The 25,621-nt window shown below is 64.4% G+C and carries 29 protein-coding genes; 15 read left to right on the plus strand and 14 right to left on the minus strand.

Translation table 11 applies throughout. The annotated features are described in order from the left end of the window. Positions 1-26 precede the first annotated feature (26 nt). The gene (carB, locus tag P0645_RS00140; protein WP_284162512.1) at positions 27-3,398 is read right to left on the minus strand and encodes a carbamoyl-phosphate synthase large subunit; all 3,372 of its coding nucleotides are present in this window, start codon (positions 3,396-3,398) and stop codon (positions 27-29) included. Positions 3,399-3,592: 194 nt separating this feature from the next. On the opposite strand from carB, the gene P0645_RS00145 reads away from it, so the two are divergent. Beyond that, on the plus strand, positions 3,593-4,219 hold the full coding sequence (locus P0645_RS00145) for a CPBP family glutamic-type intramembrane protease (protein WP_284162513.1): 627 nt from the start codon (positions 3,593-3,595) through the stop codon (positions 4,217-4,219). On the opposite strand, the gene P0645_RS00150 is transcribed toward P0645_RS00145, so the two are convergent. After that, entirely contained in the window at positions 4,189-5,490 is a 1,302-nt protein-coding gene (locus tag P0645_RS00150; protein WP_284162514.1) for a glycosyltransferase family 87 protein, read from the minus strand. The genes P0645_RS00145 and P0645_RS00150 overlap by 31 nt on opposite strands. Beyond that, positions 5,487-6,752 (minus strand): glycosyltransferase 87 family protein, encoded by a 1,266-nt coding sequence (locus P0645_RS00155; protein ID WP_284162515.1) that lies wholly within the window; start codon positions 6,750-6,752, stop codon positions 5,487-5,489. The genes P0645_RS00150 and P0645_RS00155 overlap by 4 nt, the downstream gene beginning before the upstream one ends. Before the next feature lie 318 nt (positions 6,753-7,070). Between P0645_RS00155 and aspS the strand changes: the two genes are divergently transcribed. Continuing rightward, positions 7,071-8,846 (plus strand): aspartate--tRNA ligase, encoded by a 1,776-nt coding sequence (aspS, locus tag P0645_RS00160; RefSeq protein WP_284162516.1) that lies wholly within the window; start codon positions 7,071-7,073, stop codon positions 8,844-8,846. Between the two features lie 126 nt (positions 8,847-8,972). Here aspS and P0645_RS00165 read toward each other — a convergent pair whose 3' ends face one another. Continuing rightward, positions 8,973-9,101, minus strand: a complete 129-nt coding sequence (locus tag P0645_RS00165) for a hypothetical protein (RefSeq protein WP_284162517.1) — start codon at positions 9,099-9,101, stop codon at positions 8,973-8,975. 217 nt (positions 9,102-9,318) lie between these two features. On the opposite strand from P0645_RS00165, the gene P0645_RS00170 reads away from it, so the two are divergent. Beyond that, a complete protein-coding gene (locus P0645_RS00170) occupies positions 9,319-10,041 on the plus strand; it encodes a GNAT family N-acetyltransferase (RefSeq protein ID WP_284162518.1) in 723 nt (240 codons plus the stop codon). A gap of 37 nt (positions 10,042-10,078) precedes the next feature. Here P0645_RS00170 and P0645_RS00175 read toward each other — a convergent pair whose 3' ends face one another. After that, entirely contained in the window at positions 10,079-10,777 is a 699-nt protein-coding gene (locus P0645_RS00175) for a response regulator (protein ID WP_284162519.1), read from the minus strand. A 160-nt stretch (positions 10,778-10,937) separates the two neighbouring features. On the opposite strand from P0645_RS00175, the gene mce reads away from it, so the two are divergent. Next, on the plus strand, positions 10,938-11,342 hold the full coding sequence (mce, locus tag P0645_RS00180) for a methylmalonyl-CoA epimerase (protein WP_284162520.1): 405 nt from the start codon (positions 10,938-10,940) through the stop codon (positions 11,340-11,342). Beyond that, positions 11,342-11,623, plus strand: a complete 282-nt coding sequence (locus P0645_RS00185; protein WP_284162521.1) for a DUF1467 family protein — start codon at positions 11,342-11,344, stop codon at positions 11,621-11,623. Before mce ends, P0645_RS00185 begins: the two co-directional genes overlap by 1 nt. Before the next feature lie 6 nt (positions 11,624-11,629). Here the strand turns inward: P0645_RS00185 and P0645_RS00190 are convergent, their stop codons facing one another. From P0645_RS00190 to P0645_RS00200, 3 genes are all read right to left on the minus strand, one after another. Further along, on the minus strand, positions 11,630-12,319 hold the full coding sequence (locus P0645_RS00190) for an EI24 domain-containing protein (RefSeq protein WP_284162522.1): 690 nt from the start codon (positions 12,317-12,319) through the stop codon (positions 11,630-11,632). Beyond that, positions 12,316-12,894, minus strand: coding sequence for a nitroreductase family protein (locus P0645_RS00195; protein ID WP_284162523.1), 579 nt, complete (start codon positions 12,892-12,894; stop codon positions 12,316-12,318). Before P0645_RS00195 ends, P0645_RS00190 begins: the two co-directional genes overlap by 4 nt. 146 nt (positions 12,895-13,040) lie before the next feature. Continuing rightward, entirely contained in the window at positions 13,041-14,138 is a 1,098-nt protein-coding gene (locus tag P0645_RS00200; protein ID WP_284162524.1) for a histone deacetylase-like amidohydrolase, read from the minus strand. A 59-nt stretch (positions 14,139-14,197) separates the two neighbouring features. On the opposite strand from P0645_RS00200, the gene P0645_RS00205 reads away from it, so the two are divergent. Continuing rightward, entirely contained in the window at positions 14,198-14,449 is a 252-nt protein-coding gene (locus P0645_RS00205) for a DUF167 domain-containing protein (protein ID WP_284162525.1), read from the plus strand. Here the strand turns inward: P0645_RS00205 and P0645_RS00210 are convergent. Next, the gene (locus tag P0645_RS00210) at positions 14,446-14,685 is read right to left on the minus strand and encodes a DUF8831 family protein (RefSeq protein ID WP_284162526.1); all 240 of its coding nucleotides are present in this window, start codon (positions 14,683-14,685) and stop codon (positions 14,446-14,448) included. The two genes, P0645_RS00205 and P0645_RS00210, sit on opposite strands and share 4 nt — an antisense overlap. A gap of 156 nt (positions 14,686-14,841) precedes the next feature. Here P0645_RS00210 and P0645_RS00215 point away from each other — a divergent pair, with 156 nt between their 5' ends. The 4 genes from P0645_RS00215 to P0645_RS00230 all read left to right on the plus strand — a co-directional run bounded on the left by P0645_RS00215 (position 14,842) and on the right by P0645_RS00230 (position 16,470). Continuing rightward, entirely contained in the window at positions 14,842-15,126 is a 285-nt protein-coding gene (locus tag P0645_RS00215) for a DUF6455 family protein (protein WP_284162527.1), read from the plus strand. A gap of 43 nt (positions 15,127-15,169) precedes the next feature. Continuing rightward, positions 15,170-15,523 (plus strand): YigZ family protein, encoded by a 354-nt coding sequence (locus P0645_RS00220; RefSeq protein WP_284162528.1) that lies wholly within the window; start codon positions 15,170-15,172, stop codon positions 15,521-15,523. Positions 15,524-15,566: 43 nt separating this feature from the next. Then, positions 15,567-15,929, plus strand: a complete 363-nt coding sequence (locus P0645_RS00225) for a diacylglycerol kinase (protein ID WP_284162529.1) — start codon at positions 15,567-15,569, stop codon at positions 15,927-15,929. Positions 15,930-16,053: 124 nt separating this feature from the next. Beyond that, complete coding sequence (locus P0645_RS00230; protein WP_284162530.1) at positions 16,054-16,470, plus strand: BrnA antitoxin family protein; 417 nt, start codon at positions 16,054-16,056, stop codon at positions 16,468-16,470. A 354-nt stretch (positions 16,471-16,824) separates the two neighbouring features. Here P0645_RS00230 and P0645_RS00235 read toward each other — a convergent pair whose 3' ends face one another. From P0645_RS00235 to P0645_RS00250, 4 genes are all read right to left on the minus strand, one after another. After that, positions 16,825-18,180 carry a reverse transcriptase domain-containing protein gene (locus P0645_RS00235; RefSeq protein WP_284162531.1) on the minus strand — a complete coding sequence of 452 codons (1,356 nt, stop codon included), beginning with the start codon at positions 18,178-18,180 and terminating at the stop codon, positions 16,825-16,827. Continuing rightward, entirely contained in the window at positions 18,170-18,748 is a 579-nt protein-coding gene (locus P0645_RS00240; RefSeq protein ID WP_284162532.1) for an SLATT domain-containing protein, read from the minus strand. The genes P0645_RS00235 and P0645_RS00240 overlap by 11 nt, the downstream gene beginning before the upstream one ends. Before the next feature lie 316 nt (positions 18,749-19,064). Further along, positions 19,065-19,490 carry an OsmC family protein gene (locus P0645_RS00245; protein WP_284162533.1) on the minus strand — a complete coding sequence of 142 codons (426 nt, stop codon included), beginning with the start codon at positions 19,488-19,490 and terminating at the stop codon, positions 19,065-19,067. 27 nt (positions 19,491-19,517) lie between these two features. Further along, a complete protein-coding gene (locus tag P0645_RS00250; protein WP_284162534.1) occupies positions 19,518-20,102 on the minus strand; it encodes a flavin reductase family protein in 585 nt (194 codons plus the stop codon). A gap of 75 nt (positions 20,103-20,177) precedes the next feature. Between P0645_RS00250 and P0645_RS00255 the strand changes: the two genes are divergently transcribed. The 3 genes from P0645_RS00255 to P0645_RS00265 all read left to right on the plus strand — a co-directional run bounded on the left by P0645_RS00255 (position 20,178) and on the right by P0645_RS00265 (position 22,215). Continuing rightward, a complete protein-coding gene (locus P0645_RS00255) occupies positions 20,178-20,666 on the plus strand; it encodes a GNAT family N-acetyltransferase (protein ID WP_284162535.1) in 489 nt (162 codons plus the stop codon). A gap of 50 nt (positions 20,667-20,716) precedes the next feature. Beyond that, positions 20,717-21,475, plus strand: coding sequence for an EcsC family protein (locus tag P0645_RS00260; RefSeq protein ID WP_284162536.1), 759 nt, complete (start codon positions 20,717-20,719; stop codon positions 21,473-21,475). 197 nt (positions 21,476-21,672) lie between these two features. Then, entirely contained in the window at positions 21,673-22,215 is a 543-nt protein-coding gene (locus P0645_RS00265) for a hypothetical protein (protein ID WP_284162537.1), read from the plus strand. Between the two features lie 490 nt (positions 22,216-22,705). Here the strand turns inward: P0645_RS00265 and P0645_RS00270 are convergent, their stop codons facing one another. Beyond that, positions 22,706-23,623 carry a PHP domain-containing protein gene (locus tag P0645_RS00270; RefSeq protein WP_284162538.1) on the minus strand — a complete coding sequence of 306 codons (918 nt, stop codon included), beginning with the start codon at positions 23,621-23,623 and terminating at the stop codon, positions 22,706-22,708. A gap of 106 nt (positions 23,624-23,729) precedes the next feature. On the opposite strand from P0645_RS00270, the gene P0645_RS00275 reads away from it, so the two are divergent. Together P0645_RS00275 and P0645_RS00280 are read left to right on the plus strand one after the other, a co-directional pair. Further along, the gene (locus tag P0645_RS00275) at positions 23,730-24,968 is read left to right on the plus strand and encodes a 3-deoxy-D-manno-octulosonic acid transferase (protein WP_284162539.1); all 1,239 of its coding nucleotides are present in this window, start codon (positions 23,730-23,732) and stop codon (positions 24,966-24,968) included. Positions 24,969-25,112: 144 nt separating this feature from the next. After that, positions 25,113-25,583: an NUDIX hydrolase gene (locus P0645_RS00280; RefSeq protein ID WP_284162540.1), complete on the plus strand. Its 471-nt coding sequence runs from the start codon at positions 25,113-25,115 to the stop codon at positions 25,581-25,583. The last annotated feature ends 38 nt before the right edge of the window (positions 25,584-25,621 follow it).

Consider the following 25,621-nt stretch of genomic DNA (forward strand, 5'->3'; position numbering starts at 1 on the left):
ATTAATTTTGAGCCGTTAAGAATTTCTTATCCCTGCAGCGTCCGCACCCCGTATCCCTCATCCCGGGCCTTCATGGCCGCGACGGCGGACACGGCGGCAGCCGCCGTGGTGAAATAGGGGATCTTGTCCATCAGCGCGACGCGGCGGATGTCGCGGCTGTCACTGATGGCCTGCTTGCTGTCGGTGGTGTTGAAGACCAGCGTCACCTCGCCGTTCTTCATCATGTCGACGATGTTCGGTCGGCCTTCATAGACCTTCAGCACCGGCAAGGTGCGGATGCCCTTTTCATAAAGCCAAGTCGCGGTGCCGCGGGTTGCGACGATCTCGAACCCCAGCGCGATCAGGTCGCGGATGGCGCTGGCGAGCGCCTCGGACTTGTCCTGGTCCTTGACCGAGACGAAGGCGCGCCCCGTTTCCGGCAGTTGGGTGCCCGCGCCCATCTGCGCCTTGAGGAAAGCAAGCGCGAAAGTGCGGTCCCAGCCCATCACCTCGCCGGTCGAGCGCATCTCGGGGCCGAGCAGCGGGTCGACGCCGGGGAAGCGGGCGAAGGGCAGGACGGCTTCCTTGACCGAGAACCACGGCGTGAGCGGGTTCGCGAGCGTCATCGGGTCGGCGTAGGGCAGGACGGTGTCGGGGCCGACGCCCTGGGCGTAGGGCGCGCGCATCGGGAAGGATGAAAGCGGCTCGCCCGCCATCAGCCGCGCGGCGATGGACGCAATGGCGCTGTCGGTCGCTTTCGCGACGAAGGGCACGGTGCGCGAGGCGCGGGGGTTCACTTCCAGCACATAGATCGTACCGTCCTTGATCGCGAACTGCACGTTCATCAGCCCGACGACCTTCAGCGCGAGCGCCATCTGCACGGTCTGGCGCTTCAGCTCCTCGACCGTCTCGTGCGTCAGGTTGTGGGGCGGCAGGCAGCAGGCAGAATCGCCGGAATGGACGCCCGCTTCCTCGATATGTTCCATGATGCCCGCGACATGGACGTTTGTCCCGTCGGAGAGAGCGTCGACATCGACCTCGATCGCGCCGGAGAGGTAGCTGTCGAGGAGCACCGGGTTCTTGCCCGAGACGTTCACCGCGGTGGTGATGTAGCGCTTCAGCTGGTCCATGTCGCGCACGATTTCCATCGCGCGGCCGCCCAGCACATAAGACGGGCGGATGACCAGCGGGAAGCCGACACGGTCAGCGATTTCGATGGCTTGCGCGTCGGACGCGGCGATGCCGTTGACCGGCTGCTTCAGGCCCAGATCGTTCAGAAGCTTCTGGAACCGCTCGCGGTCTTCGGCAAGGTCGATCGCGTCGGGCGTGGTGCCGAGGATCGGGATGCCTTCGTCGTGGAGCGCGTTCGCGAGCTTCAGCGGCGTCTGGCCGCCGAACTGGACGATGACGCCGTGAAGGGTGCCCCTTTCCTGCTCGACCCGCAGGATTTCCATCACATGTTCGAAGGTCAGCGGTTCGAAATAGAGCCGGTCGGACGTGTCATAGTCGGTCGAGACGGTTTCGGGGTTGCAGTTGACCATGATCGTCTCATAGCCCGCTGCGGTCAGCGCGAAACAGGCGTGGCAGCAGCAATAGTCGAACTCGATCCCCTGGCCGATGCGGTTCGGGCCGCCGCCGAGGATGACGACCTTTTTCGCCTCGGACGGGCGGCTTTCGCATTCGACATCGCCCATCGCGGGGACTTCATAGGTCGAGTACATGTAAGGCGTCTGCGCCTCGAACTCTGCCGCGCAGGTGTCGATACGCTTGAAGACGGCATGGACGCCCTTGGCGAGGCGGGCCTTGCGGATCTGGGCCTCGCTTTGGCCGGTCAGCTTGGCAAGGCGGGCATCGGTGAAGCCCATCATCTTCAGGCGCCGAAGCGGCGCCTCATCGCCCGGAAGGCCTTCGGCCTTCACACGCTCTTCGGCGTCGATGATCTCGCGGATACGGGCGAGGAACCAGGGGTCGAAGGCGGTGGCGTGCTGGATATCGTCGTCCGAAAGGCCGTGGCGCATGGCCTGGGCGATGAGGCGCAGCCGGTCCGGCGTCTGGGCCGAGATGGCCTTGACGATGGCGGCGCGGTCGGATGGGTCGAGGTCCCGGGTCAGGCCCGGGACGAGTGTTCCCTGAACACCCGCGATCTCGATCTCGTCGAAGCCCGTCAGCCCGGTTTCGAGGCTCGCGAGCGCCTTTTGCAGCGATTCATGGATGGTGCGGCCGATGGCCATCGCCTCGCCGACGGATTTCATTGCCGTGGTCAGCGTGGCCTCGGAGCCCGGGAATTTCTCGAAGGCAAAGCGCGGGATCTTGGTGACGACATAGTCGATGGTCGGCTCGAAGGACGCGGGTGTGACCTTGGTGATGTCGTTGTCCAATTCGTCCAGCGTGTAGCCGACGGCCAGTTTCGCGGCGATCTTGGCGATGGGAAAACCCGTGGCCTTGGACGCCAGCGCCGAGGAGCGGGAGACGCGCGGGTTCATCTCGATCACGACCATGCGGCCGTCCCTGGGGTTGATCGCCCACTGGACGTTCGAGCCGCCGGTTTCCACCCCGATCTCGCGCAGGACGGCGATCGAGCCGTTGCGCATGATCTGATATTCCTTGTCGGTCAGGGTCAGCGCCGGGGCGACGGTGATCGAGTCGCCGGTATGGACGCCCATCGGATCGACGTTTTCGATGGAACAGACGATGATCGCATTGTCCGCGCGGTCGCGGACAACCTCCATCTCATATTCCTTCCAGCCCAGCAGGCTTTCATCGACGAGGATCTGCGCGACGGGCGAGGCGTCGAGGCCCGAGCGGCAGATCGCCTCGTAATCGTCGCGGTTATAGGCGACGCCGCCGCCGGTGCCGCCCAAAGTGAAGGCGGGGCGGATGATCGCGGGCAGGCCGACATATTCGATGGCCTCCATCGCGGCACGGACGCCTGCGTTGATGTCGTAGCGGCCGTCGGCCTTCTTCGGTGCGGCGATGATCGTCGCCTTGGGGTTTTCAAGGCCGATCCGGTCCATCGCCTCGCGGAAGAGCTTGCGATCCTCGGCCATTTCGATGGCCTCGCGGTTGGCGCCGATCAGCTCGACGCCGAATTTCTCAAGCACACCCATGTCGGCGAGTGCCAGCGACGTGTTGAGGCCGGTCTGACCGCCCATCGTCGGCAAAAGCGCGTCGGGCCGTTCCTTTTCGATGATCTTTGCAACAACCTCGGGGGTGATCGGCTCGATATAGGTCGCATCCGCAAGGCCCGGGTCGGTCATGATCGTCGCGGGGTTCGAGTTGACGAGGATGACGCGGTAACCTTCCTCGCGCAGCGCCTTGCAGGCCTGGGCGCCGGAATAGTCGAACTCGCAGGCCTGACCGATGACGATGGGGCCGGCACCGATGATCATGATCGACGTGATATCGGTTCTCTTCGGCATGTCAGCCCCCTTCAGCGCAAAACTTCGCGGGTTATAGTCAAGCTCAGACCGGGCGCAAGGCCCGACCGTCAGCGGATCGCACAAAAAGCGCAGCCTGCGGGGGCGAGCGGTTCAGCGGTCTTGCCTAAGCCGGGCGAAGCGGCCAGTCTCGACCGGTGGCGGTGGCGGTGGCGGTGGCGGTGGCGGAGAGCGGAATGTACAAACGACTTTGGGCGGAGTTCCTGCTGCTTTTCCTCGCCGTGCCGCTTCTGGTCGCGGTCTTTCTGCCGCCGCGCCGTCTTTTCGCGGCACTCCTTGTGTTTTCCCTCGTCGGTCTGGTGCTGCTGGCCAGAACGCCGGGGTTCCGCTGGCGCGAACTCGTCTCCGGCGGGTTGCCCTGGCGCCCGGTCATGCTCTTTGCGCTCGTCACGGCGCTGGCGAGCGGGGCGGTGATCGCCGTGACCCGGCCTGACGCCGCCTTCCTCCTGCCGCTGGAACGGCCGCTCGTCTTCCTGATGATCGTCTGTCTCTATCCGATCCTGTCGGCCCTGCCGCAGGAACTGATCTTCCGCCCGCTGTTCTTCCGTCGCTACGGGCGGCTGCTGCCGGACGGGCGCGGCGCGCTCTTCCTGAACGCCGCCGCCTTTTCTTTCGCCCATCTGATGTATTGGAGCGCAACGGTCGCTGCCATGACCTTCGCGGGCGGGCTTTTCTTCGCGCAAGCCTACCTGCGTCACGGCTTCCCTCTGGCGCTTCTCCTGCACGCGGTCGCGGGCTGGATCATCTTTGGCTTCGGCCTTGGGATCTACTTCTATTCCGGCAATGTCGTCAGGCCGTTCTGATTGCCGGTCCTGGCGTCGCGCGCGAAGGGGATGAGGCCAAGGATCACCAGCCACCCGGCCGTCGCGACCCAGACATATGCCAGCGTCGGCCACGGCATCAGCCCGGTCAGAAGCAGCGTGGCAAGCGCCGACGAGACCAGCGCCGCAGCGACAGCGATCAGGCGGAGTCCGTCGGCGAGCCGGAAGATCAGGCCGGGCAGAAGGAAGAGCGGCAAGAGGTAATAGTGCTGCCAGCCGAGCGGACCGAAGAGCGGGATGATGAGGGCTATCGTCAGCCATGAAAGCTCCAGCCGCGCCGACCTCTCCAGTCGCCGGAGCCGCATGAGCCATCCTGCAGCGATCAGTAGGGCGGAAATGGCCATGGAGCGGCCGATCCAGCCAGGCATGTCGGGAATGAGGAAAATGCTCTGTTGTGGATCGAAGGTTGGTGCGGCGCCAGCCACACCCGCCATTCCGTAGAGGGCAGTACGAAGGGACAGATTGGCGACCGACATCAGACCGGTATCGCCGACAAGGCCAAGAGCCGCAAAGAAATGCCGGTGGGCCTCAATGCCGCACAGCAACAAGCCAAGCCCCGCGAGCAAGCCGCCCGCGACCGCAAAGAAAGCCAGGGCGCGCGCGCGGCGTTCGACAAGCAGGATCAGCAAGAAGAGGACGGGCGAGATCTTGAGGCCCACGGCAACTGCCAGGCACAGGCCCGCCATTGCATCCCGACCTGATTGCAGCCTGTCGAGGCAGAGAAGAAGCAGGAACATGGTCAGGATGGTCGGCTGGTTCTGCTCGAGCGCGTTCTGAGCGGGGGCGGAGAATTGAAGGACGGCGACCGCAACGAGCGCCGAACACCAATAGGGAATCGCGCGCTGTCGGGCCTGCCTTGCGACGAGGATAGTCGAGGCGACGACAAGCACGAGATGCAAGACATAGATGGCGCGCGAAAATTGGAACGCATCCACCCATCCGGTCAGCGGTGCGACCAGAGCGGCCCAGAGTGGCGGGTAGACATAGGGATAGACCGTTGCTTGAGGCCCACCGATCTGTTCGGCCAATCCGATCCAGCTGGGCGGTGTGCCGCCAAAGAAGTGCGGCGGCGCGTCGTAGATCAGGCCTGGCGCGCCGTTGTTCAAGAACCAGCCTGCGAAATAGACCGCCGACAAGTCGCCCGGAAGTTCGTTCCAGAAATGGAAGAGCTGGAAGATCGCCCAGGTGCCTACGATTGCAAGTGCGAAGATGCGATCAGCTGCGCCTCCAGAGTTGAATGCACCCTGTCTCACGACCCGTTGGCCTGATCGCGACGCCACATGCTCGTCGTGCGCGTCCCGCCGATCAGGAACAGAACGGCGAGCAGGGAGAAAGCGGCTGTACCGAGAAGCTGACAGATCGCGCCCTGCTTCGCTAGGGTGGTAGCTCCGAAGGGAATCCAGGAAAGCGCGAACGGAGAGGTGAGCAAGGCAGAAAGGACGAGGGCGCCGGTCCCGATCCAGCGACCGGCTCGCTCGATCAGCGAAGGCACGAAGGCGAGCGGGGCAATGAAATAATAGGACCAGGCAAGCGGACCGGTCAGGGCCAGCAACGTCAGCGCAGAAGGCCACAGTGACGCACGAATGTAGTCTCGCGAGCCCGTCCTCTCCGCCCTGCGAAAAAGGAAAAGAACGGTGATGATGCCCGCAACCTGCATGAGGTTGGAGCAAAAATGAAACATTGGCGGCTCTGACAGGACCGAAAAGCGCCCGACAGCGGCGGGATCAGCAAGGGTGGAAGCGGCGGTAATCACCTGCAACTGATCCGAGAAAAAGAGAATCGCCGCTGCGCTTTCCAGCGAGAAGTTGAGACGTGTCATCATCGAGGTCGCGCTGATGTCGCCAAGGACCGAAAGAAACTCGCGGTGTAGCGGCCAGCCCGCGCACAGGATCGACGCAAGCCCCAGGGCAGTGCCTACCAGCCCGAAGCTCACCGCTGCGCTTCGTCTGCCGGTGGCAATCCAGATCAGCGCGATCACAGCTGGGAAGAGCTTCAGGCTCGCGGCAAGCGCCAGCGCCGCGCCGCCCAGCTTTCCGTTGCCGTGCTCGGTACGTTCAATCGCAAGGAGCGTCAGGAATGCAACGAGAATCTGCGGCTGGTTTTCATAAAGAGCAATGATGCCGGAGGCAGACACCAGAAAGAAGCCAAGGCCGACAAGCATGAACCGTGTCTGGCTCATCCGGGGCGCGGCAAGCCGATGAGCGAGCGCAAGCGTTCCGACCATCATCAGCGCGTTCAGGGCGCTGGCGATCCGTATCAGCGTACCGATGTCGGAAATCTTGGCGAACTGGGCGGCGACCCAGGCCCAGAGCGGTGGGTAGACGAAGGGGTAAACAAGACCTTTGTAGCCTTCCGCCTTCAGCTCTGCCACCCATTCGATCGGCGGCTGCATGGTGTATACGCCGTTGTGTGGCGGGTAGATCAGGTCGTACCTCCCCTCGGCAAAGGCCCGCCCCGCCATCCAGCCGGCACGAAAATCGGCCGATGCGCCACCGCCGAACTGCCAGACCGTCAAAAGGACCAGCACGAGTGCGACGACGACAGAGCCGGGTGTCAGGCCGAAGATTCTTGGGCCAGTCCCAAGACCGGGCGCTCTGCGCGACATGCGGACGGTGATTGTTTCCGAATTCATGAAGTTCGATTGGTGGAAAAATCTGGCGCGACTATGGCGTAAAGCGAAAGATATTGGGCTTCGTCAAGTCCATGTTGCTGCATCTCGCAGTGCAAGAGGCATCTGCGCCACGACCAATGGGTGGGGCGGCCCCCTTGACTTCGGCCCCGCGCGCATGTGTATCGGCGCGAACCGAAAGATTGCCTCTCGAAGGGGACGACCATGCACGCCTACCGCAGCCATACCTGCGCCGATCTCAACAAGTCGCACGCGGGCGAGACGGTCCGCCTGTCGGGCTGGGTCCATCGGGTGCGCGATCATGGCGGGGTCCTCTTCATCGATCTGCGCGACCATTACGGCATGACCCAGGTTCTGGCCGACGGCGACAGCCCCGCCTTCGCGGCGATCGAGAAGCTGAAGGCCGAAACGGTGATCCGTGTGGATGGCCGCGTTAAGGCCCGCGACGCCTCGCTCGTGAACCCCAAGATCCCGACCGGCGAGATCGAAGTCTATGCGATGGCCGTCGAAGTGCTCGGCCCGGCCGAGGAACTGCCGCTGCCGGTCTTCGGCGATCTCGACTATCCCGAGGAAACCCGCCTGACCTACCGCTTCCTTGACCTGCGCCGCGAGGGGCTGCACCGCAACATGATGCTGCGCTCGAACGTGGTGCGCTCGATCCGCAACCGCATGTGGTCGGCGGGCTTCAACGAGTTTCAGACCCCGATCATCACCGCGTCCTCCCCCGAAGGCGCGCGCGACTTCCTGGTGCCTTCCCGCCTGCACCCCGGCAAGTTCTACGCCCTGCCGCAGGCGCCCCAGCAGTTCAAGCAGCTGATCATGGTCGCGGGCTTCGACCGTTATTTCCAGATCGCGCCCTGCTTCCGCGACGAGGATCCCCGCGCCGACCGGTCGCCCACCGATTTCTACCAGCTCGACATCGAGATGTCGTTCGTCGAGCAGGAAGATGTGTTCGCCGCCGTCCAGCCGGTCATTCAGGGTCTTTTCGAGGAGTTCGGCGGCGGGCGGAAGGTCTATGCCGACTGGGAACGGATCGCCTACAAGGACGCGCTGAAATGGTATGGCTCCGACAAGCCCGACCTGCGCAATCCGATCAGGATGGCCGATGTCAGCGAGCATTTCCGCGGCTCGGGCTTCGCGATCTTCGCCAAGCTTCTGGAACAGCCGGGCAACGAGGTTCGCGCCATTCCCGCCCCCACCGGCGGCAGCCGCAAGTTCGCCGACCGGATGAATGCCTTCGCCCAGAAGGAAGGGCTGCCGGGGATGGGCTATATCTTCTGGCGGAAGGCCGAGGACGGCTCGACCGAGGCGGCCGGGCCGATTGCCAAGGCGCTGGGGGACGAAAAGACCGAAGCGATCCGGGTGGAGCTTGGCCTGAACGAAGGCGACGCCGTCTTCTTCCTCGGCGGCAAGCCGGAAACGTTCGAGGCGGTCGCGGGCCGGGCGCGGAACGAGATCGGGCGCGAGCTGGGCCTGACCGAAGAAAACTGCTTCAGGTTCGCCTGGATCGTCGATTTCCCGATGTACGAGAAGACCGACGAGGGCAAGATCGACTTTTCCCACAACCCGTTCTCGATGCCGCAGGGGGGCATGGAGGCGCTGATGGGCGATCCTTTGAAGGTCCATGCCTACCAGTACGACCTCGCCTGCAACGGTTATGAGCTCATCTCCGGCGGCATCCGCAACCACAAGCCCGAGATCATGTTCAAGGCCTTCGAATTGGCGGGCTATCCGAAGGACGAGGTCGAGAAGCGCTTTGGCGGCATGGTCAAGGCGTTCAAATACGGCGCCCCCCCGCACGGCGGTTGCGCGGCGGGGATCGACCGGATCGTGATGCTTCTGGCCGACGAGGCCAACATCCGCCAGGTCATCATGTTCCCGATGAACCAGCGGGCCGAGGATCTGATGATGGGCGCGCCGTCGGAACCGACGAACGAGCAGTTGCGCGACCTGCGCCTCAGGGTGATTCCGAAGGAATAAGGCCGCGCGCCTTGGGAAAAGACAAAGGCCCGGGGTCAAACCCCGGGCCTTTTGCTGCCTGCCGGCGTCACCGTGAGTATCGCGGCCGAAATGCCGCCCGTTCGCGGTACAGGCGAGAAAACTGTCCTAGAGGGCCGACGCGGCGGTTGCCGCGATCGAGAAAACCAGCGAGGCGGCGCCAAGCGTGAAGACCGTCCAGTGGGCGGCGCGGGTCAGTCTGTCGTTCAGGGCGATACGCAGAATGCGGTCCGTCATCTCAACCTCATGTCCGGCGGCGGCCGGGAAATACAGATGGGGCAAGGATCGCCGCCAATTGGGGCCGAAATGCGGAATGCGGGTGACGGGGCGGGGGCGATTTCCGCCAGATATCATGGCGGCAGACCTGCTGCGGCGCTTTGCGCCTTTCGCGGCGGCATGGCAGCCTGAGCCGCGCAAGCGCCGCCCGAATCGGCGCAGGAAAGGCCATGGCGAGATGACGAAGACTGCCCCGACAGGGCCGGACGTGCCGGACTGGCGCCCCGCCTGCCGGCCCGAGGAGAAAGACATGGCGGGCCGCCACGTCAACCTCGAAAGGCTGGGTGCGGCGGCGCATGCGACAGAGCTGCATGCGGCCTTTGCCGGTCGGCCTGACCTCTGGACCTACATGGGCTACGGCCCCTTCGCGGCCGAGGACGACTACCGGCGCTGGATCGAAGGGATGGAGGGCCAGCGCGACCCCTGTTTCTACGCGATCCGCGATCTGTCCAGCGGCCGGGCGGCGGGCGTCGCCGCCTTTCTGCGCATCACGCCCGATCATGGCACCATCGAGGTCGGCCATATCTGCCTGTCGCCGGCGCTGCAGGGCACCCGCGCCGCCACCGAGGCGATGGTGCTGATGATGGGCTGGGCCTTCGCCAACGGCTATCGCCGCTATGAATGGAAATGCGATGCGCTGAACCGCCCGTCGCGGCGCGCCGCCGAGCGCTTCGGCTTTTCCTACGAGGGTACCTTCCGCCAGCATATGGTCTACAAGGGCCGCAACCGCGACACCGCCTGGTTCGCGATGACCGATGGCGACTGGGCGCGGCTCGAACCCTGCTTCGACCGCTGGCTCGCCGACGGGAATTTCGATGCTGAAGGGCGGCAGCGCGACAGCCTCTCGGCGCTTACCCGCCCGGTTCTGGTGACGACCGACCCCGACCGCGCCGCGGGCTGAGGCCGCAGGCGCGCCGCCGGTTCTGTCGCGGCCCCTGTCAGAAGGAAGAACCCGCCGCCAGCCGGTCGCGGACCAGTGCCGACAGTTCGCCCGGCGCGTGGTCATGATCGCCCGCCATCGCCTCTGCCGCGTCGGCAAGCGCGCCGTCATGGGCGATGCGTGCAACGCCCACGAGGAAGCGCGACAGATAGTCCAGCCGCCCGTCATCCGGCGCATGGTCGAGAATATCCGCGGCATGCAGCAGGTCGTCGCGGAGCGCCATCCGGTCGGGTTCGATCCGGTCGCCCGGCTGGATCTGCGGCCGGGCGCCGCCGACGGCGGGCAGGGCGGCAAGGATCGCGCGCTGGAAGGCCGCGAGGCTTTCGATCGGCTTTGTCAGAAACCCGTCGGCGCCGCGCGCCCGCGCCTCTGCCTCCAACCCCGGATCGCCGCTTGCCCCGAGGATCGCGGGAATGCGCGGCCGCGCGGCCGCGAGCTCGGCGATCAGATCAAGGCCCGATCCGTCCGGCAGGCCGGGATCGACGATCACCACCGTCGGCCGGTAGGTCATCAGATGCCGCCGCGCCGAGCCCAGACAATCCGCACGCCTGATCCGCGCGCCGGAGCGCAGGCAGAGAAGGCGCATCGCTTCGCAGGCAAACCTGCTGTCCTCGACCACCAGCACGGTCAGCCCCCAAAGCGGGCGGCCCGGTTGCGGCGCCTGTGTCACCAGAAGTTCGGTCAGATCGTCGGCCATCTCGTCCCCTTGCGGTTCGTCGGCTGGGTCATCGGGGACAAGCCTAGAATCGCTGTAGCTAACGGACGGTAAACAGCAGCCAGGAACCTGTGCGACAGTCTTTCGCTTGCGTGGGCCGCCGCGCCGCCGCATAACTCGCCGCGACCAGATGGGGGAAAGAATGATCGGCCGCCTGAACCATGTCGCCATCGCCGTGCCCGACCTCGAGGCCGCCGCCGCGCAGTATCGCACCACGCTCGGCGCCGCCGTACGCGCCCCGCAGGACGAGCCCGACCATGGCGTCACGGTCGTCTTCATCGACCTGCCGAACACCAAGATCGAACTTCTCTATCCGCTTGGCGAGAACTCCCCGATCCAGGGCTTCCTCGACAAGAACCCCTCGGGCGGCATCCATCACCTCTGCTACGAGGTCGAGGATATCATCGCCGCCCGCGACCGGCTGAAAGCCGAGGGCGCGCGGGTTCTGGGCACGGGCGAGCCGAAGATCGGCGCCCATGGCAAGCCGGTCCTCTTCCTGCACCCGAAGGATTTCAACGGCTGCCTGATCGAGCTGGAGCAGGTCTGATGAACCTCACCGGCGGCATCGTCCTTTTCGCGGTCATCTGGTTTCTGGTCTTCTTCGTCGTGCTGCAGGCCACGCCCGGCAGTCAGGCAGACGCAGGCGATGTGGTGCCGGGCACGCCCGCATCGGCGCCTTCGGACGCGCGCATCCTGTGGAAGGCGAAGATCACCACGATCATCACAGTGCTGATCTGGGCCGCGATCGCCGCCGTCATCTTTTCGGGCGTCATCGATATCTACGACCTCGATTTCTTCGGCCGCCTCGGGCCTCGCCCGGCGGGCTGAGGCGCTTCAGCGCCCCGTCAGCCGGTGGAAGATGTGGGTGAAGGTCGCAACCCCGAGGACCGGGATCACCAGATTGATGAAGGGTAGGGACAGCGGCGCCGCCATCAGCGCCCCGGCCAGCCAGACCGTGCCGCCGTTCGCCCTGCGCAGCGCCTTCGCCTCGACCGGCCCGAGCCGCCGCGCCGCGACCGTCTCGAAATATTCCCGCCCCAGCAGATAGCCGTTCACCGCCCAGAACATCAAAGGTGCGAAGGGGCCGACGAAGAGGTAGAGGATCAGCGCCAGGAGGTTCACCGCGATCAGGACGCCGAAGAAGTTCACCGACCGGACCAGGCCCTCATAGAAGCTCTGGCCCCGCGCCGGGGGCAGGCGCGGGTAATGGCGGTCCTCGACCGCGTCCGCCACATCTTCGAGGAAAAGACCGGAAAAGAGCGCGGCGACCGGCAGCATCAGGAAGACCGAAAGTCCGATCATCAGGAGGAGCGATCCCCAGCCGAGCAGGTCCTTCACCCAGTGCACCTCGCCGATGAAGGGCAGGGTCAGGCTGTCGGGCGTGAACCAGCCGATGAGCTGCAGGAACAGCGCATAGAGTGCGAAGAGAAGTGCCAGCGCGAGGCCGACGCCCAGCGCGAAGACCTTCAGGAACCGCCGGTCGCCGAGCTGCCCGATGGCGGCGAGGAAGGAGGAAAGGATCATGCCGGGGCCCAGGTGACGATCTTCTCAAGGTCCGGGCGCGGCCGGTCGGGCGGCACGGAGGTCTCGGTGCCGAGATGGACAAGACCCGCCACCCACTCACCGGGCTGAAGGCAAAGCCCCTCGCGGCAGATCACCTCGTCCGAGGCGACCCAGCCGGTCAGCCAGTTCGCGCCATAGCCTTCCGCCGCCGCCGCGTTCAGAAGCGTGACGCAGACGGCACCGGTCGACAGCACTTGTTCGATTTCCGGAATCTTTTCGGTCGAACAGGGGCGTTTCACGACGGCAATTGTCAGATTTGAATCGGTGAACTGCGCGACGCCCTTCGCTGTCTGCTCGGCATCGCGACCGGTTGCTGGCCCGCGGACCGCCGCGAGCCGCGCCAGACGGTCAAGCGCGGGTTTGTCCAGCACCACGAACCGCCAGGGTTCCAGCTTGCCATGGTCGGGCACGCGGACGGCGGCGGTCAGGATGCGCAGCAGCTGCTCCCGCCCCGGCACCGGCAGTGTCAGCGTCCGCGCCGGACGCGAACGGCGGGTCAGAAGAAAGTCCATCACGGCGGGGTTCGGATCGGGCATCGGCACCTCCTTGGTCCCCGCTGATGTCGGCCATCGCAACCCGACAATCAAGGGGTGCGGATTTCGTGACGAAATCCGCACGGACCCTTTGAAAGGGTCCGGTCCGATTTCTTTGCAAGAAATCGGTTGGCCGGATACCGGCGTGGCTACAGGAAATAGTCGGCAAGCCGCCCGATATGGGCGGAGACATGCGCGCGCCACTCCGGCCCCGGCTGGCGCGCCTCAAGCGCCGCCGCCAAGGGATCGGGGGCACGGATCGCCGATCCGGTCAGCGCCTCGATCGTCGCATGACCGCAGAAGGGCACATGCATTTCCGAATAGCCACCCTCATGCACGAGGACGAGCCGCCCCCGGCACAGATCTTCCGCCGCCGCCTTGACCCGTTCGGTCAGGGCCCGGAAGGTCTCCGCCGTCGCCACCATCCGCCCCAGGGGATCGAAGGCCGATGCGTCATAGCCGCAGGCAACCACGATCGCCTCCGGCCGAAAGCGGCGGAGCGCGGGCAGCACGATCCGCTCCATCGCCTCCAGATAGCTTTCGTGTCCGCTTCCGGGCGGCAGCGGGATATTGATGTTGAACCCATGGCCCTTGCCCTCGCCGCGCGCCTCGGGCTCGCCTGTATCCAGCGGATAGTTCCGCTCCTGATGCAGCGAGACGGTCAGCACATCGGGGTCCTGCCAGAAGATCGCCTCGGTGCCGTTGCCATGATGAACGTCCCAGTCCACCACCGCGACCCGCCGGGTCAGACCCGCCGCCTGCGCCACGCGGATCGCCACGCCGATGTTGTTGAAGAGGCAAAAGCCGTTCGGCCAGTCGGCGGTGGCGTGATGGCCGGGCGGGCGGGTCAGCGCATAGGCATTCGCATGCTCGCCTCTCAGGACCGCAAGCAGCGCGGTCGTGGCGAGACCCGCCGACAGGGCCGCCACCTCATAGCCGCCCCGCCCGAAGGGCGTGCGCAGGCCGAGCTCTCCGCCGCCCGCATCCGAGGCCGCCCTGAAGGCGTCGAGGTAACTGGCCGGATGCACGCGCAGCAGTTCCTCGCGCGTTGCCGGCGCGGCAGACCGGACCTGCATTTCCGCCATCAGGCCCGTGACTTCCAGAAGGTTCTTCAACCGCCGCTTGGTTTCTGGATTCTCCGGCAGGCCGCCGCCGGGCTGCACATGGCCACCTGCAGGCGCTGTCAGCACATAATTGCCGCCATGATGCCAGAAGCACCGCTCGTCGGTGAAAAATCCTGTTCTCATCCGCCTCCCCCTTTGCCTCGACCCTAGCCCCGCGTTAGAAGCGCCGCCAGAGAGGATTGATGACCGATCTCAGCCACCTCGCCGCGCCCGGCACCGAGTTCACCGTGCGGGTCACGCCGAAAGCCTCGCGCGGCCGGATCGTCGCCGAGGGCGGTGAGGTCCGTGTCTATGTGACCGTCGCGCCGGAGGACGGCAAGGCCAACCGGGCTGTTCAGGCGGCCCTTGCCAAGGCCATTGGCATCGCAAAGTCACGGCTGAGACTGGTGCGCGGCGAGACCCAGCGCGACAAGACCTTCCGGGTGGAGCCTTAGGCCTTGCGGTCCTTCAGCCGGTAGACGCCTTCCGGCAGGTTCAGCGCCGCCGCGAGTTCCTGCACCTGGTGCATCGAAAGGACGATCTTCACCACCATGTCCTCGCGCGGATCATATTGTTCGACCGTCACGCATTCCTCAAATCCCTGGATCACCACATCTTCTTCAAGGTGGCTCGACCCTTCGTCGACCAGGGTAATGACGGTGGCGTCGAAATCATGCTCGATCGTAAACATGGACCCGAGTTTAGCGCCCCGCCCGGTCGGGCGCCAGTGGTCCTGGCGCAGTTCACCGGGCTGCGGCCCTTGATCTGGCTCAATGTCGCCGCCGCGGCGCCGTGTGAAGCTCGGCGTGCGGCCGGCTGTGGCCGCCAGCGCACGGAAGGCCGCATCATGCAAACCGAAGCCGCGACCCGCCCGCGCCTTGCGACGGATATGGATCTGCACCTTTACCTCACCCGGGAAATGGCGCGGCGCCACGGCGTGAACCTGTCGGAGGCGATGCATCAGGGGTTTCTCTCGCGCAGCGATTTCGCCGCGTTGGTCGACCGCTGCCGCGCCTGCACCGGGTCGGCCGACGACTGCCGGGATCATGTCGAGGATCATGACCGGGCAGAGGCCGCGCCGCCCTGGTGCGCCAATGCGGCCGTTATCGAGGGGTTGCGGGGCCTGGTCTGAGCAGCCTGCTTGACCCCGCCTGCCGTCCGGGCGAGGAGGGCATATGCGCATCCTCGACACCGGCATCAATGACCGTGGCTCCAGATATGCCGTCTCGGGCGGCCCTGTCCGGTCGCGCGCCGAGATCCTGTCCTTTCTTGCGGCGCTGAAGCGCGAGAAGCGCTTCGCCCGCGCCACCCACAATTCCTGGGCGGCGGTCCTTGCTGACGGCGGCCCCGTGAAGGGAGACGATGGCGAGGCGGGGGCGGGCAATGTCATATTGCAGCATCTGCAGGCGGCTGGCCTGACCGATCATCTGATCGTCGTCACCCGCTGGTACGGCGGCAAGCATCTGGGCGGCGACCGGTTCCGTAACGTCGCTGAAACGGTGCGGCTTTATCTCTCCTCCCTTCCCTGAAACATCGTCCGCCGCTACTGTCGGCGGAAAACGGGAGGGATCTTTGTTCATCTTCGTCAGGGGCCAGTTCCGGCGCTTTCTCAATACCTGTCTCTGGTCGCTGCAGGGCTGGATGGCCGCCTGGGCCAGCGAGATGTCGCTGCGCCAGTGGACCATCGTCAACATCCTTTCCGCCGCGCTGGCCTTCACGCTGGATCTGACGGCGGCCGAACGGGCGATTATCCTTGGATTTGGACTACTTATCCTCGCCGCCGAACTCTTCAACACCGCCATCGAGGAGATCGTCGACCATCTCAGCCCCGAACGTCACCCCTTCGCCAAGAAGGCCAAGGACTGCGGCTCGGCGGGGGTGGCGCTGACGGCGATGGCGGGGGGCGCGGCCTGGCTGGTCCTGCTGATCGGATAGGCCGCCCCAAGGTGCCCCGCAACATGGGCCGGGACGTATGGCACACCAGCACACCCGCGCGCCGCCTTTACCGGCCCTGAACCCGACCCGCCGAGGATGGCCCTGATCACCAAGGGGGCAAGCCATGGCACGCATCGCGGGCCGCACCAAACGGCAACGCGCGCATTACCACCACCTGGCCGAGGCGCTGAAGGAGCTGGAGTTCCACCTGTCGTGGGATCTGGCGGCGTCAGGCCAGCTGCCCGAGGCCTGGCAGGAGATCGCCCGGCAACGCACGCCCTCGCGCAAGGTCCGCCTGTCCTTGTGGGTCGAGGAGGAGGTGGTCCGCTTCTTCCGCGCCATGGGGCCGGGGCATACGGTGCGGATGGCGGACGTCCTGCGCACCTTCATGCACGCCCGCCTCGCCGGGGTCCTCTCCGGCGCCGAGGGGGTGGTCTATGAACCGCTGACGGGCGCCGAGCGGCGGGAGCGGATCGCGATGCTGCAGGAAATGGCGCGGCTGATGGCCGAGGAACAGGCGGAGCACAAGCGGCTGGAATGAGGCCCGGAGGACCGGCAGGAAACGTGCCAGCGGCACGTTTCCCGGTCCGTTTGGCGCGGGCGCAAGACCGCGCCAAGGGGCGATGGGAAGAACCGGACGATTGGGCACGGGCAGCGCCCGCCCCGGTGGGGGCGAATGCCCCCGCCGCCCGGGGGGGTGATGAGGGATCAGAAACGTGCCGGTGGCACGTTTCCCCGAAGAACGCCGCGCCCGTGGCGCGGCCGGGAGGGGCTGACCGTGCGGCTTCGGGCCGCCCGGTCGGGATGTCTGAGGCCGGTCGCGGCGCGCAGGGCGATGGCCCTGCGCTTTGGGGAGGGTGGGAAAGAGTCGGGGTGAACCCGGACCTACGGCTTGCTAGTAGCCACCAGAGTTCGCCCCGAAGTCCACGGTCTCTCGCTCCATTTTCGCCACTTGCCCACGAACGATCGACCAGTACAGTTCGTCTAAGTCTTCCCGCTCCATCACTCCCAACCGCTCCTCGGATAGCCCGCGAATAAGTGAGATGACGCGGATTTTGTCGGCCAACGTGAAGTTATCAAAATCTGGAATGTAGCTTGTCGCTTTTCGATTGTACCTGATTTCACGGTATACCTTCACAAAGCTCTTGGCTCTGTCTGTCAGGTGCACGAGGCCATAGAGGCCCATTTGCTTCGCCACAAAAGCGTCCATTCTATGAAATTGCGCCATGTCTGTTGACTGCCGAAAAAAGAAGACCCAGCCGACGGAGCGACTTTCAAAACGGCAGCCGGTAACAATCAAATTGAGCTTCCAAAGCACTTGCTCCGCCGTGGCCGTGCCTCTCAATCTCCTTAAACAGCCAACAATTGCGCGAAACATTTTCTTGTAAGAGGTATCGCGGATGCTGAGGCCGGTGGAGCTAATCCTATAGCCCAAGTAATCGGTACCTGCCGCCACATCGGAAATCATTGTTTTACGGCCGCCTTCCTCTAGCGGGTGTGTTTCTAGGCGTAGCTGATCTGACAGATAGGTTTTGATTTGTGCATGAACTTCCGCAACATTTCCCTTCTTTGCCAGTACAACAATGTCATCCACATAGCGAAAATACTCATAGTTCAGATTACAGAAAAAATCGAAATCATGGAGGTACACCATTGAAAGTATGTTGGAAATGCTCAGGCCCTGCGGGACGCCCACGGTGCGCGTCCCCAGTTCGTCAAACCCGGTTGGAGTCGCGATTGCGTTATGAACGAGCTGTAAGGCTAGGTCATCCGGTACACGTTTTTGAAGCCGCGCGAGCAGTAGATCGTGAACTATAGTCGGGTAGAAGTTGACCACATCCATCCTTAGAAATTGGTCGTCTGGCATCGCTGTACTCGCTGCAGTCGCCAAGCGTTTGATGACATCATGCGGCGGTTTCATACGGCAATCGTCGAAAAATTCAGTTAGATAATCACATAGGGCGCGCAACACCAAGGCATCTCGAACGGTTGGGATTGCGATCTGCCTTGGCGGCTTCCTATGGTTCTTGAGGATGAGCTTTTCACGATACCTCGTGAACCTGTAGCGCCCCGTCTGTACCTTCTTCGCCGCCGTCTCAACAACTCCATCAAGGTCTGCTTCAAGCGAAGAAGCGCTCACCCCATCTAAACCAGTAAATCTTGCATCTTTGACACGTTCGTTAAAGATACGCGTTAAGTTTTCTTCTGAAAAAAATGATGCGAAAGCTTCGCTTGGCTCGCTAGAGGGCATAGATCACAGCAATTACAATCGCGGGAGTGAAAACAAGAGCCGCCCCAACCACCCAAAAAAGAAGCTCACGAACCAAATACTTGGCCGCCCGAGCAAGCCCCATCTTTATCGGTCCTCTTGCCGTATCTATCGACGTTGATTCAATCCATACCTTTCGAAAAATGAAGCGCTCGTAGTCAAAGTCGCTGTGATTAGGATACCTGTCTAGTATACCTTGATAGGTGGCCTTTTTTTCTCCTGCTTCCAAGTCTGATTCATAGAGCCTTTGCAGGGCTAGATAGCAGTCGCGATGATCGCGTGCCTTTTCTCCGAACCCGAGTCCCCAAACGACCAGTGAGGCACAAAGTATGCTCGCCGAAAGCACTATAGAGATTTCCGAGGTGTACGGACCTAGAGGAGTGTTTGCCAAGTGATGCTGGAATACGGAAAAGCCAAGCAAGGCGACTGAGTAGATTGTCAGCACTATGTGGGAAAGCTGGTCGAGTCGCGTGAACTTCGCATGAGCGTCCATACGAACTCGACTTGTAATCCAGATGTTTCCAAAGGGGTCGCCGCTCGTGTCGCTCAAAATTGGTCTCCTAGGGTGTGCGAGCGTAATTATTTCACCGTTTAGACCCCTAGAGGCCCTAGAGGCAGCCAAGGCTGGGCCGTTGACCCGTGCTTTAAGTTTAGTCCCTGCTATGGGAACTAGCGATGTACGCTCCGCTCGCACACAACACTATTGTAGGAATTGCCAGGACAATTTCAACAGGAACTATTACGCCCCAGCACACCAATGAAGTGTTGCAATCTTGTATGTGGCGAATGACCGGTTCGGGGAAGCTGCACCACAGCGCCCGGCGATGACGCGGACGTCAGCTCTGGGGCGATTTGGTCGATCACCTTCACCCCTCCACCACCTCAAACCCGTGTGTGACCTCCGCCGTCTTGGCCATCATCACCGAGGCCGAGCAATATTTGTCGGCCGAAAGCTCGACCGCCCGGGCGACCTTCTTCGGGTCCAGCCCCTTGCCCCTGACCACGAATTGCAGGTGGATGCGGGTGAAGACCTTGGGGTCACTCTCGGCCCGGTCGGCATCGACGCGGACCTGGCAATCCTCGACGTTCTGGCGGCCCTTCTCGAGGATCGCGATCACGTCCCAGGCCGAACAGCCGGCGGTGCCGATGAGGAGAAGCTCCATCGGCGAGGGGCCGGGTTTCGGCGCCTCGCCCCCGGCATGGTGGTGCGCGGTGCCGAAGGCGATGGCATGGCCGCTCTCTGTCTGGCCGACGAAGGTGCGGTTGCCCGCCCAGGTGACGGTGGCTTTCATGGGGAGGTTCCTTCAGGTCTCATCGGGTCAGGTTTCATCGGGGCGGGTCATCTGGAAATGCTCGGTGACCACGGAGTAGTCCTTGTAGCCGCCGCGCGCCACCGGGCGGAAGAGGGTGGCGCGGAAATAGCCGTCAATCAGGCAGTCGTCGCGCAGGTGGATGCCCGTGACCTCGCCCAGGATCAGGAAATTGTCGCGGCCCCTGAGGGGGAGGATCTGCGTGACGCGGGCCTCGAGCGTGGCGGGGGCATGGGCGAGGCGCGGGCAGTCGATGGTGGCGCATTCGGCCTTTTCGAGGCCCGCGAGGGCGAATTCGTCGGTGTCGGGCGGGTAGCTGCCGGAGGTGAGGTTCATCGCCTCGCGGGCGGCCCATTCGACGATGTTGACGGCGAAGGCGCCCGAGGCCTCGGCATTCGTGACAGAATCCTTGCGGCCGGTGGAGGCGAACATGACCTGCGGCGGCGCGTAGGCGACGGCGTTGAAGAAGGAATAGGGGGCGAGGTTGTCGCCCATGGGGCCGCGGGTCGAGATCCAGCCGATCGGGCGGGGTTGGATGATGGCGGTGAGCGGGTTGTGCGGCAGGCCGTGGCCGTTTTTCGGTTCGTAGAACATGGGGGCCTTTCGTCAGGGTTTGAACGGGAGTTAGGCCCATGTTAGGCGCGTTGGCCAGAGGAATCGGAGGCGCGCTTGTACAGGCTGGAGGAGGAGACCGAGGCCGACTGGTGGGAGGTGGAGGCGCTTTACGACCTGTGCTTCGCGCCGGGGCGGACGGCGCTGTCTTCCTACCGGCTCAGGGATGGCGTGCCGCCGGTGCGCGACCTCTGCCACGTCTTGCGCGACGATGACGGGATATTGGCCGCCGTGATCCGCTATTGGCCGGTCCGGGTGGCGGGGCAGCGGGTGTTGCTTCTGGGCCCCGTGGCGGTGCATCCGACGCGGCAGGGCGAGGGGTTGGGGGGCCTTCTGATGCGCGAGAGCCTCGGCGAGGCGCGGCGGCTTGGCTGGGAAAGGGTGCTTCTGGTCGGCGACGCGCCCTATTACCGGCGTTTCGGGTTCGAAAAGCTTGAAGGCGTGGAAATGCCGCCGCCGACGAACCCCGACCGGGTCCTGGGGCTGGAGCTGCTGCCCGGGGCCTGGGCCGGCGTGAAGGGCCGGGTGGAGAAGGCCGGGTCTTGAACCGGGCGCGGCAGGGGCCATTTCGACAGGAGGGGCTCAAGGAGGGCCGGATGGACGAGATAGACCTGCTTCCCGAGGAAATGGCGCGTGAGGTGACGGCGCTGGCGCGGCGCGCCGCAAAGGTGAACGGGCCGATGATGCGCGCCCTTAATGCGCTGGGCGGCAAGGCGGAGGCCTGGTTCGCGGGCCTGCCAGCGCCCGCGCGCACGGCCTTCGACGCGGGATCGCGGCAGATATTGACCGGGCTTTACACCGGCGCGGGGCAGGCGCGGGAGCGTCTGCCGGATGCGGGCGCCTGGGGGCACAAGATCGCCGCGGCCGCAAGCGGGGCCGCGGGGGGTTCGGTGGGGCTTGCAAGCGCCATGGTCGAACTGCCCGCGACCGTCATGGTGATGTTCGGGGCGATGCAGAAGGCCGCCGCCGAGGCGGGTTTCGACCCGGAAGCCGAGGAGGTGCGGCTGATCTGTCTCGACATCTTCGGATCAGGCGCACCGGGGCCGGGGGACGACGGGGTGAACTCCACCTTCCTCGGCGCACGGCTGTCCCTGAACAGTGCCACGCTGAATGCGGTGCTGGCCCGCGTGCTGCCCGCCTTTTCGGCGATGCTGGGCAAGACCTTGGCGGCGAAGGCCGTGCCGATCCTCGGCGCCATGGCCGGGGCGGGGATCAACTATGCCTTCACCGATTATTATCAGGAGATCGCACGGGTCCGCTTCGGCGTGATGCGGCTGGTCAAGGACCATGGCGAGGAGGCAGTGCACCGGGCGTTCCGGGCCGAGATGGCACGGCTGGTGACGGCGGAGGGGTGAGGCAGTTGATTGTTATCGCAATCGGGTCGGGAAGGGCCGCTTCCGGAGGCCGCCGTTGAGACTGGAGCAAGTCATGAGCTGCACTCGGAAGGAGCGCTTAGGTCATGTCGACAAATCACAGAGCCAGATCTGGACTTGAAAGTTAAGCGCTAATAAGTCCATGAAGCCCGCACAATAATGCCGCATAGAAAGAAAAAATGGACAGCCGATTAAAAGCGCCTCTAGGTGTCAGACTCCTGCTGATAGTCATCATTCTCGCCAGCGTATTAAATTACGCACTCCATGGCGCAGGCTTCGCAATTTTTAGTGAAGATATTGTGAACAGAGTAATATCTGATGGATTGCAACATGAGATCGCAAATCTACGCAAGTCGGATCGATATGCGTTATCGGCAGACTCATACTCTAGCTTTCTCGTAATTATTACCCTGCAAGTCTATGTGTCATGGATTTTACTACTCACACTCATTATAAGGCAAATCTTGGTAAGACTCTCTGCGATTCGCGAGATGGAAATTGAGCGTCTTCTGGTTCTATCTGGTATATTTTTGTCGATAGCAATAGTTTCGTATTATTTATCCCCGATTGGCCCTTCAATTGTCTTTAGCGATAACCCAAGGTTGGGGGGTAAATCAATTTTGGTCGGAATGGCATTTCTTGCAGGTCCAATGCTGCTTCTGTTAAGCGGCCTGGTACTCTGCCTATTGGCTCCTGGAATAATAAACGATGCATCAAACTGAGCAGGAAATCATGTCAGAAAACTATGAAGATACATCTACATCACTCTTTGTGGTTTATCGAGTCTTATTTTTATAACTTTCTGTCGTTTGGCGAGATAGCATCGATTTTTGAATATTTTAGCAGATCTCAATGATCGGATAATGGAAGCTGTGGCAAGATCCATCCCCGGCGTCGATTTAAAATATATGTCACATAGACTATAAGCAGAGCGGGAACACAACCTCGGCAGCCAAGTGCGATATTAGGCCGTGGATCAGTCGGCGCGGCGACAGTGGCAGATCGCCAGCTGCCTTGCGGGCTGTTTCCGCAAATGAGGCCGGATCGCCCGGCGCTAACGGCGGAGAGAGCCGCCCCGGGCAGCGCCCGACCGCCCCGGTGAGCGGGCGCTTCGTCACCACCTGCGCGGGGTGGGCCGGGGGAGGGGCGTTGCGATAAAGCGAGGATCTCGGGCCGGGAGGCGCCCGCGCCTGCGCTGCGCGTCGTCGCGGGTCAGAGCCAGTAGGGGTTCGTCCAGGCGCGGCGGCCGGCGGCGTCGATGACGGTGACGCGGATCCAGGGGGAATTGCGGAAACGCTCGAGCAGCACCTCGGCCCGGGTCATGGAATGGCCGTGGATGGCGCGGGCCGCCGTGCCCTTGCCCTGGACGATCACCGAGGTGGCGGCGGAGCATTCGACGACGACTGCCTTGTCGGTGATCTCCACCCGCCGGATTTCCGGGCCTTGCGAGGAATAATGGTGGCCGGCCTTGAGCGCGGCGAGGATCGCGTCGGGATCGTTCTCCTCGGCCTTGACCATCACCCAGCCGCCGAAATGGTCGGGTTCGGAGAAATGCGCGTCATCGGTGGCGACGAGCGAGAGCGCGCGGCCTTCGGTCAGGAGGAGGTCGTTGATGGCAAAGCCGTCGCCCCGGTCGCAGCCCGCGTAACAGCCGTGGTTGTAGATCTCGACCGCATGTGCGGCCTCGATCGTGCGGGCGTCGGCGAGCGTCAGGCCCGACCATTGCGGATGGGCGACGGCGACGAAGGCGCCCGCGTCGCGGGCGCGGGTGGCGAGGGTGGCGGCACTTTCCGAGGTCTCGTGGGGCGCGAACCAGGGCTGGTCGGGGGGCGTGAAGTCGAAGGGCAGGCCCACGGCGAGGATATGCCAGACCTCGCCGTTCTGCATGGTGCCCGCATGCAGCTCGGCGCCGATGAGCGTCGTGAAGTCCTTCGTGCGGAAGTCGCGCGTGTCGACCATCGGGTATTTGAAGGCGCCGACGAAATGGTCGGTCAGCGCCATGAAGTCATAGCCTTCGGCGCGGTAGCGGCGGCAGACTTCTTCGGGCGGAAGGACGCCGTCGGAGCGGGTCGAGTGGGTGTGGAGATTGCCGCGCAGGAAGCGGCCGGGGGCGGTGAAGGCGTCGGTCATCGGGGGCTCCGGGTTTCTTGGGCGGAGAGTGCCCTGTGACGGTGGCGAGGGGAAGGGGGCTGCCACGGACATTGCGTCAGCGGACGGGCCGTGGCAGAGCGGGCGCATGGTGATCTACCGGATTTTTTCCACTCTGGCCTGCCTGTGGCTGCGTCTTTCGCGCGGCGCGGCGGAGCGCGAGCGGTTCGAGGTGCCCGGGGCCTGCGACGGGCCGGTCGTCTGGCTGCACGGCGCCTCGAACGGCGAGATGCAGGCGGCGCGGGTGGCGGTGGCGCGGCTGAGGGCGCGCTGGCCGGAGCTTCGCCTGATGATCACCGTCAACAGCCTGACGGCGCGGGATATGGTGCGGGGCTGGGGCCTTGCGGCCTGCGAGGTACGGCTGGCGCCGGTCGATCATCTGCCTTTGGTTCGGGGCTTTCTCGACCGGGTGCGGCCGGTGGCGCTGGTGATGATCGAGAACGAGCTTTGGCCGCATCGGCTGAGCGAATGCGCCGCGCGGGGCGTGCCGGTTCTGGTTCTGGGCGGGCGGATGTCGGCGCGGTCGGCGAGGGTCTGGGGCTGGATGCCGGGGCTGGCGCGGCGGCTGGTGGGCGCGATTTCCTGGCTGGCGCCGCAGGACGAGGCGGCGCGGGCGCGGTTCCTGGACCTCGGTCTGCCCGAAGCGCGACTTGGACCGGTGACGGTTCTGAAGGCGACGGCCGTGGCGGGGGACGAGCCTGTCGCGGGGTTTGACCGGGCGCGGACCATCCTTGCGGCCTCGACCCATGAGGGCGAGGAGGCGGCGGTGCTGGAGGCGTTCGCGGCGGTCCTGCCGCGCCATCCCGGCGCTCGGCTGATCCTGGCGCCGCGCCATCCGCGACGGCGCGACGAGGTGGAGGCGGAGATCGCGGCGCGGGGGCTTGCTTTCGCCACGCGGTCGCGCGGGCAGGGGCCGGAGGGAGGCGCGCCGGTCTATTTGGCCGATACGATGGGGGAGATGGACCTGTGGTATGGCGCGGCGGGGCTGTGTTTCGTGGGCGGCTCGCTCGCCCCGCGCGGCGGGCATACGCCGTTCGAACCGGCCGCCCATGGCGCGGCGATCCTTCATGGGCAGTCGCTTGACAATTTCGCGCCTGCCTATGCGGCACTCGCGACCGCCGGGGGCGCGGTCGCAGTGGGCGGTGCGGGCGATCTGGAGCGGGCGTTCGACCGGCTTCTGGGTGACGGCGACTGGCAGGCGGTGTTGGCCGAGACGGGCGCGCGCGCGCTTGCGGCTTTCGGGGCGGAGGCGGGCCTTGCGGCCTTCGAGGGCGAATTCGCGCGGCTGACCGGCCTGAAACCGCGTGCAAACGCGGCGGAAAAGTAACATTTTCGAAAGCTTGCGGGCGGAAGCTGCCTCAAGGGGTGGCATAAGGCGCCAATCCTGCTAGCCTGTTACAAAATCGTTACATACCGGGACCCACGTAGACTGAGGCAGGGACCGGGGCGCCAAGACCCCGGAAGAGCAGAAATGAAGGAAGGGAAACGCACCAGTGGCGCGGGCCGTGCCCGCCAGCATGCCGCGCTCTGCTATCGGCGGGCGGGCGGCGAGGCGTGCGAGATCCTTCTGGTGACCAGCCGCGACACCGGGCGCTGGGTGCTGCCCAAGGGCTGGCCCAAGAAGAAGGAAGAGGGCGGCGCCTCGGCCTTGCGCGAGGCGCATGAGGAGGCGGGCGTCATCGGCCGGCTCATCCCCGGCGAGGCGGGCGCCTATTCCTACGACAAGGCGATGCCCGCGGGGGCCGCGATCCCCTGCCGGGTCAGCGTGCATGCGGTCGAGGTGAATTACCTCAGCTATGCCTTCCCCGAGATGGGGATCAGGCGGCGCGAATGGTTCAGCCCCGAGGCAGCGTCGATAGCCGTGGCGGAGCCGGAGCTGAAAAGCCTGCTTGCAGCGTTTCGCCCGCCGTCGGAAACCGGGGCGGCTGCGGGAAAAGGTTGAAACCGCCGGGAAAATCGCCATCTCTGTCACGTCAGATT

The organism is Frigidibacter sp. SD6-1 (genome assembly GCF_030143255.1).
Lineage (GTDB): Bacteria > Pseudomonadota > Alphaproteobacteria > Rhodobacterales > Rhodobacteraceae > TMP-24.

Bases quoted from the DNA above. Each gene is read 5' to 3' on its own strand.
- carB (WP_284162512.1), bottom strand. From the start codon at position 3,398: ATGCCGAAGAGAACCGATATCACGTCGATCATGATCATCGGTGCCGGC.
- P0645_RS00145 (WP_284162513.1), top strand. From the start codon at position 3,593: ATGTACAAACGACTTTGGGCGGAGTTCCTGCTGCTTTTCCTCGCCGTG.
- aspS (WP_284162516.1), top strand. From the start codon at position 7,071: ATGCACGCCTACCGCAGCCATACCTGCGCCGATCTCAACAAGTCGCAC.
- P0645_RS00165 (WP_284162517.1), bottom strand. From the start codon at position 9,101: ATGACGGACCGCATTCTGCGTATCGCCCTGAACGACAGACTGACCCGC.
- P0645_RS00170 (WP_284162518.1), top strand. From the start codon at position 9,319: ATGACGAAGACTGCCCCGACAGGGCCGGACGTGCCGGACTGGCGCCCC.
- P0645_RS00175 (WP_284162519.1), bottom strand. From the start codon at position 10,777: ATGGCCGACGATCTGACCGAACTTCTGGTGACACAGGCGCCGCAACCG.
- mce (WP_284162520.1), top strand. From the start codon at position 10,938: ATGATCGGCCGCCTGAACCATGTCGCCATCGCCGTGCCCGACCTCGAG.
- P0645_RS00185 (WP_284162521.1), top strand. From the start codon at position 11,342: ATGAACCTCACCGGCGGCATCGTCCTTTTCGCGGTCATCTGGTTTCTG.
- P0645_RS00190 (WP_284162522.1), bottom strand. From the start codon at position 12,319: ATGATCCTTTCCTCCTTCCTCGCCGCCATCGGGCAGCTCGGCGACCGG.
- P0645_RS00195 (WP_284162523.1), bottom strand. From the start codon at position 12,894: ATGCCCGATCCGAACCCCGCCGTGATGGACTTTCTTCTGACCCGCCGT.
- P0645_RS00200 (WP_284162524.1), bottom strand. From the start codon at position 14,138: ATGAGAACAGGATTTTTCACCGACGAGCGGTGCTTCTGGCATCATGGC.
- P0645_RS00205 (WP_284162525.1), top strand. From the start codon at position 14,198: ATGACCGATCTCAGCCACCTCGCCGCGCCCGGCACCGAGTTCACCGTG.
- P0645_RS00210 (WP_284162526.1), bottom strand. From the start codon at position 14,685: ATGTTTACGATCGAGCATGATTTCGACGCCACCGTCATTACCCTGGTC.
- P0645_RS00215 (WP_284162527.1), top strand. From the start codon at position 14,842: ATGCAAACCGAAGCCGCGACCCGCCCGCGCCTTGCGACGGATATGGAT.
- P0645_RS00220 (WP_284162528.1), top strand. From the start codon at position 15,170: ATGCGCATCCTCGACACCGGCATCAATGACCGTGGCTCCAGATATGCC.
- P0645_RS00230 (WP_284162530.1), top strand. From the start codon at position 16,054: ATGGCACGCATCGCGGGCCGCACCAAACGGCAACGCGCGCATTACCAC.
- P0645_RS00235 (WP_284162531.1), bottom strand. From the start codon at position 18,180: ATGCCCTCTAGCGAGCCAAGCGAAGCTTTCGCATCATTTTTTTCAGAA.
- P0645_RS00245 (WP_284162533.1), bottom strand. From the start codon at position 19,490: ATGAAAGCCACCGTCACCTGGGCGGGCAACCGCACCTTCGTCGGCCAG.
- P0645_RS00250 (WP_284162534.1), bottom strand. From the start codon at position 20,102: ATGTTCTACGAACCGAAAAACGGCCACGGCCTGCCGCACAACCCGCTC.
- P0645_RS00260 (WP_284162536.1), top strand. From the start codon at position 20,717: ATGGACGAGATAGACCTGCTTCCCGAGGAAATGGCGCGTGAGGTGACG.
- P0645_RS00265 (WP_284162537.1), top strand. From the start codon at position 21,673: ATGGACAGCCGATTAAAAGCGCCTCTAGGTGTCAGACTCCTGCTGATA.
- P0645_RS00270 (WP_284162538.1), bottom strand. From the start codon at position 23,623: ATGACCGACGCCTTCACCGCCCCCGGCCGCTTCCTGCGCGGCAATCTC.
- P0645_RS00275 (WP_284162539.1), top strand. From the start codon at position 23,730: ATGGTGATCTACCGGATTTTTTCCACTCTGGCCTGCCTGTGGCTGCGT.
- P0645_RS00280 (WP_284162540.1), top strand. From the start codon at position 25,113: ATGAAGGAAGGGAAACGCACCAGTGGCGCGGGCCGTGCCCGCCAGCAT.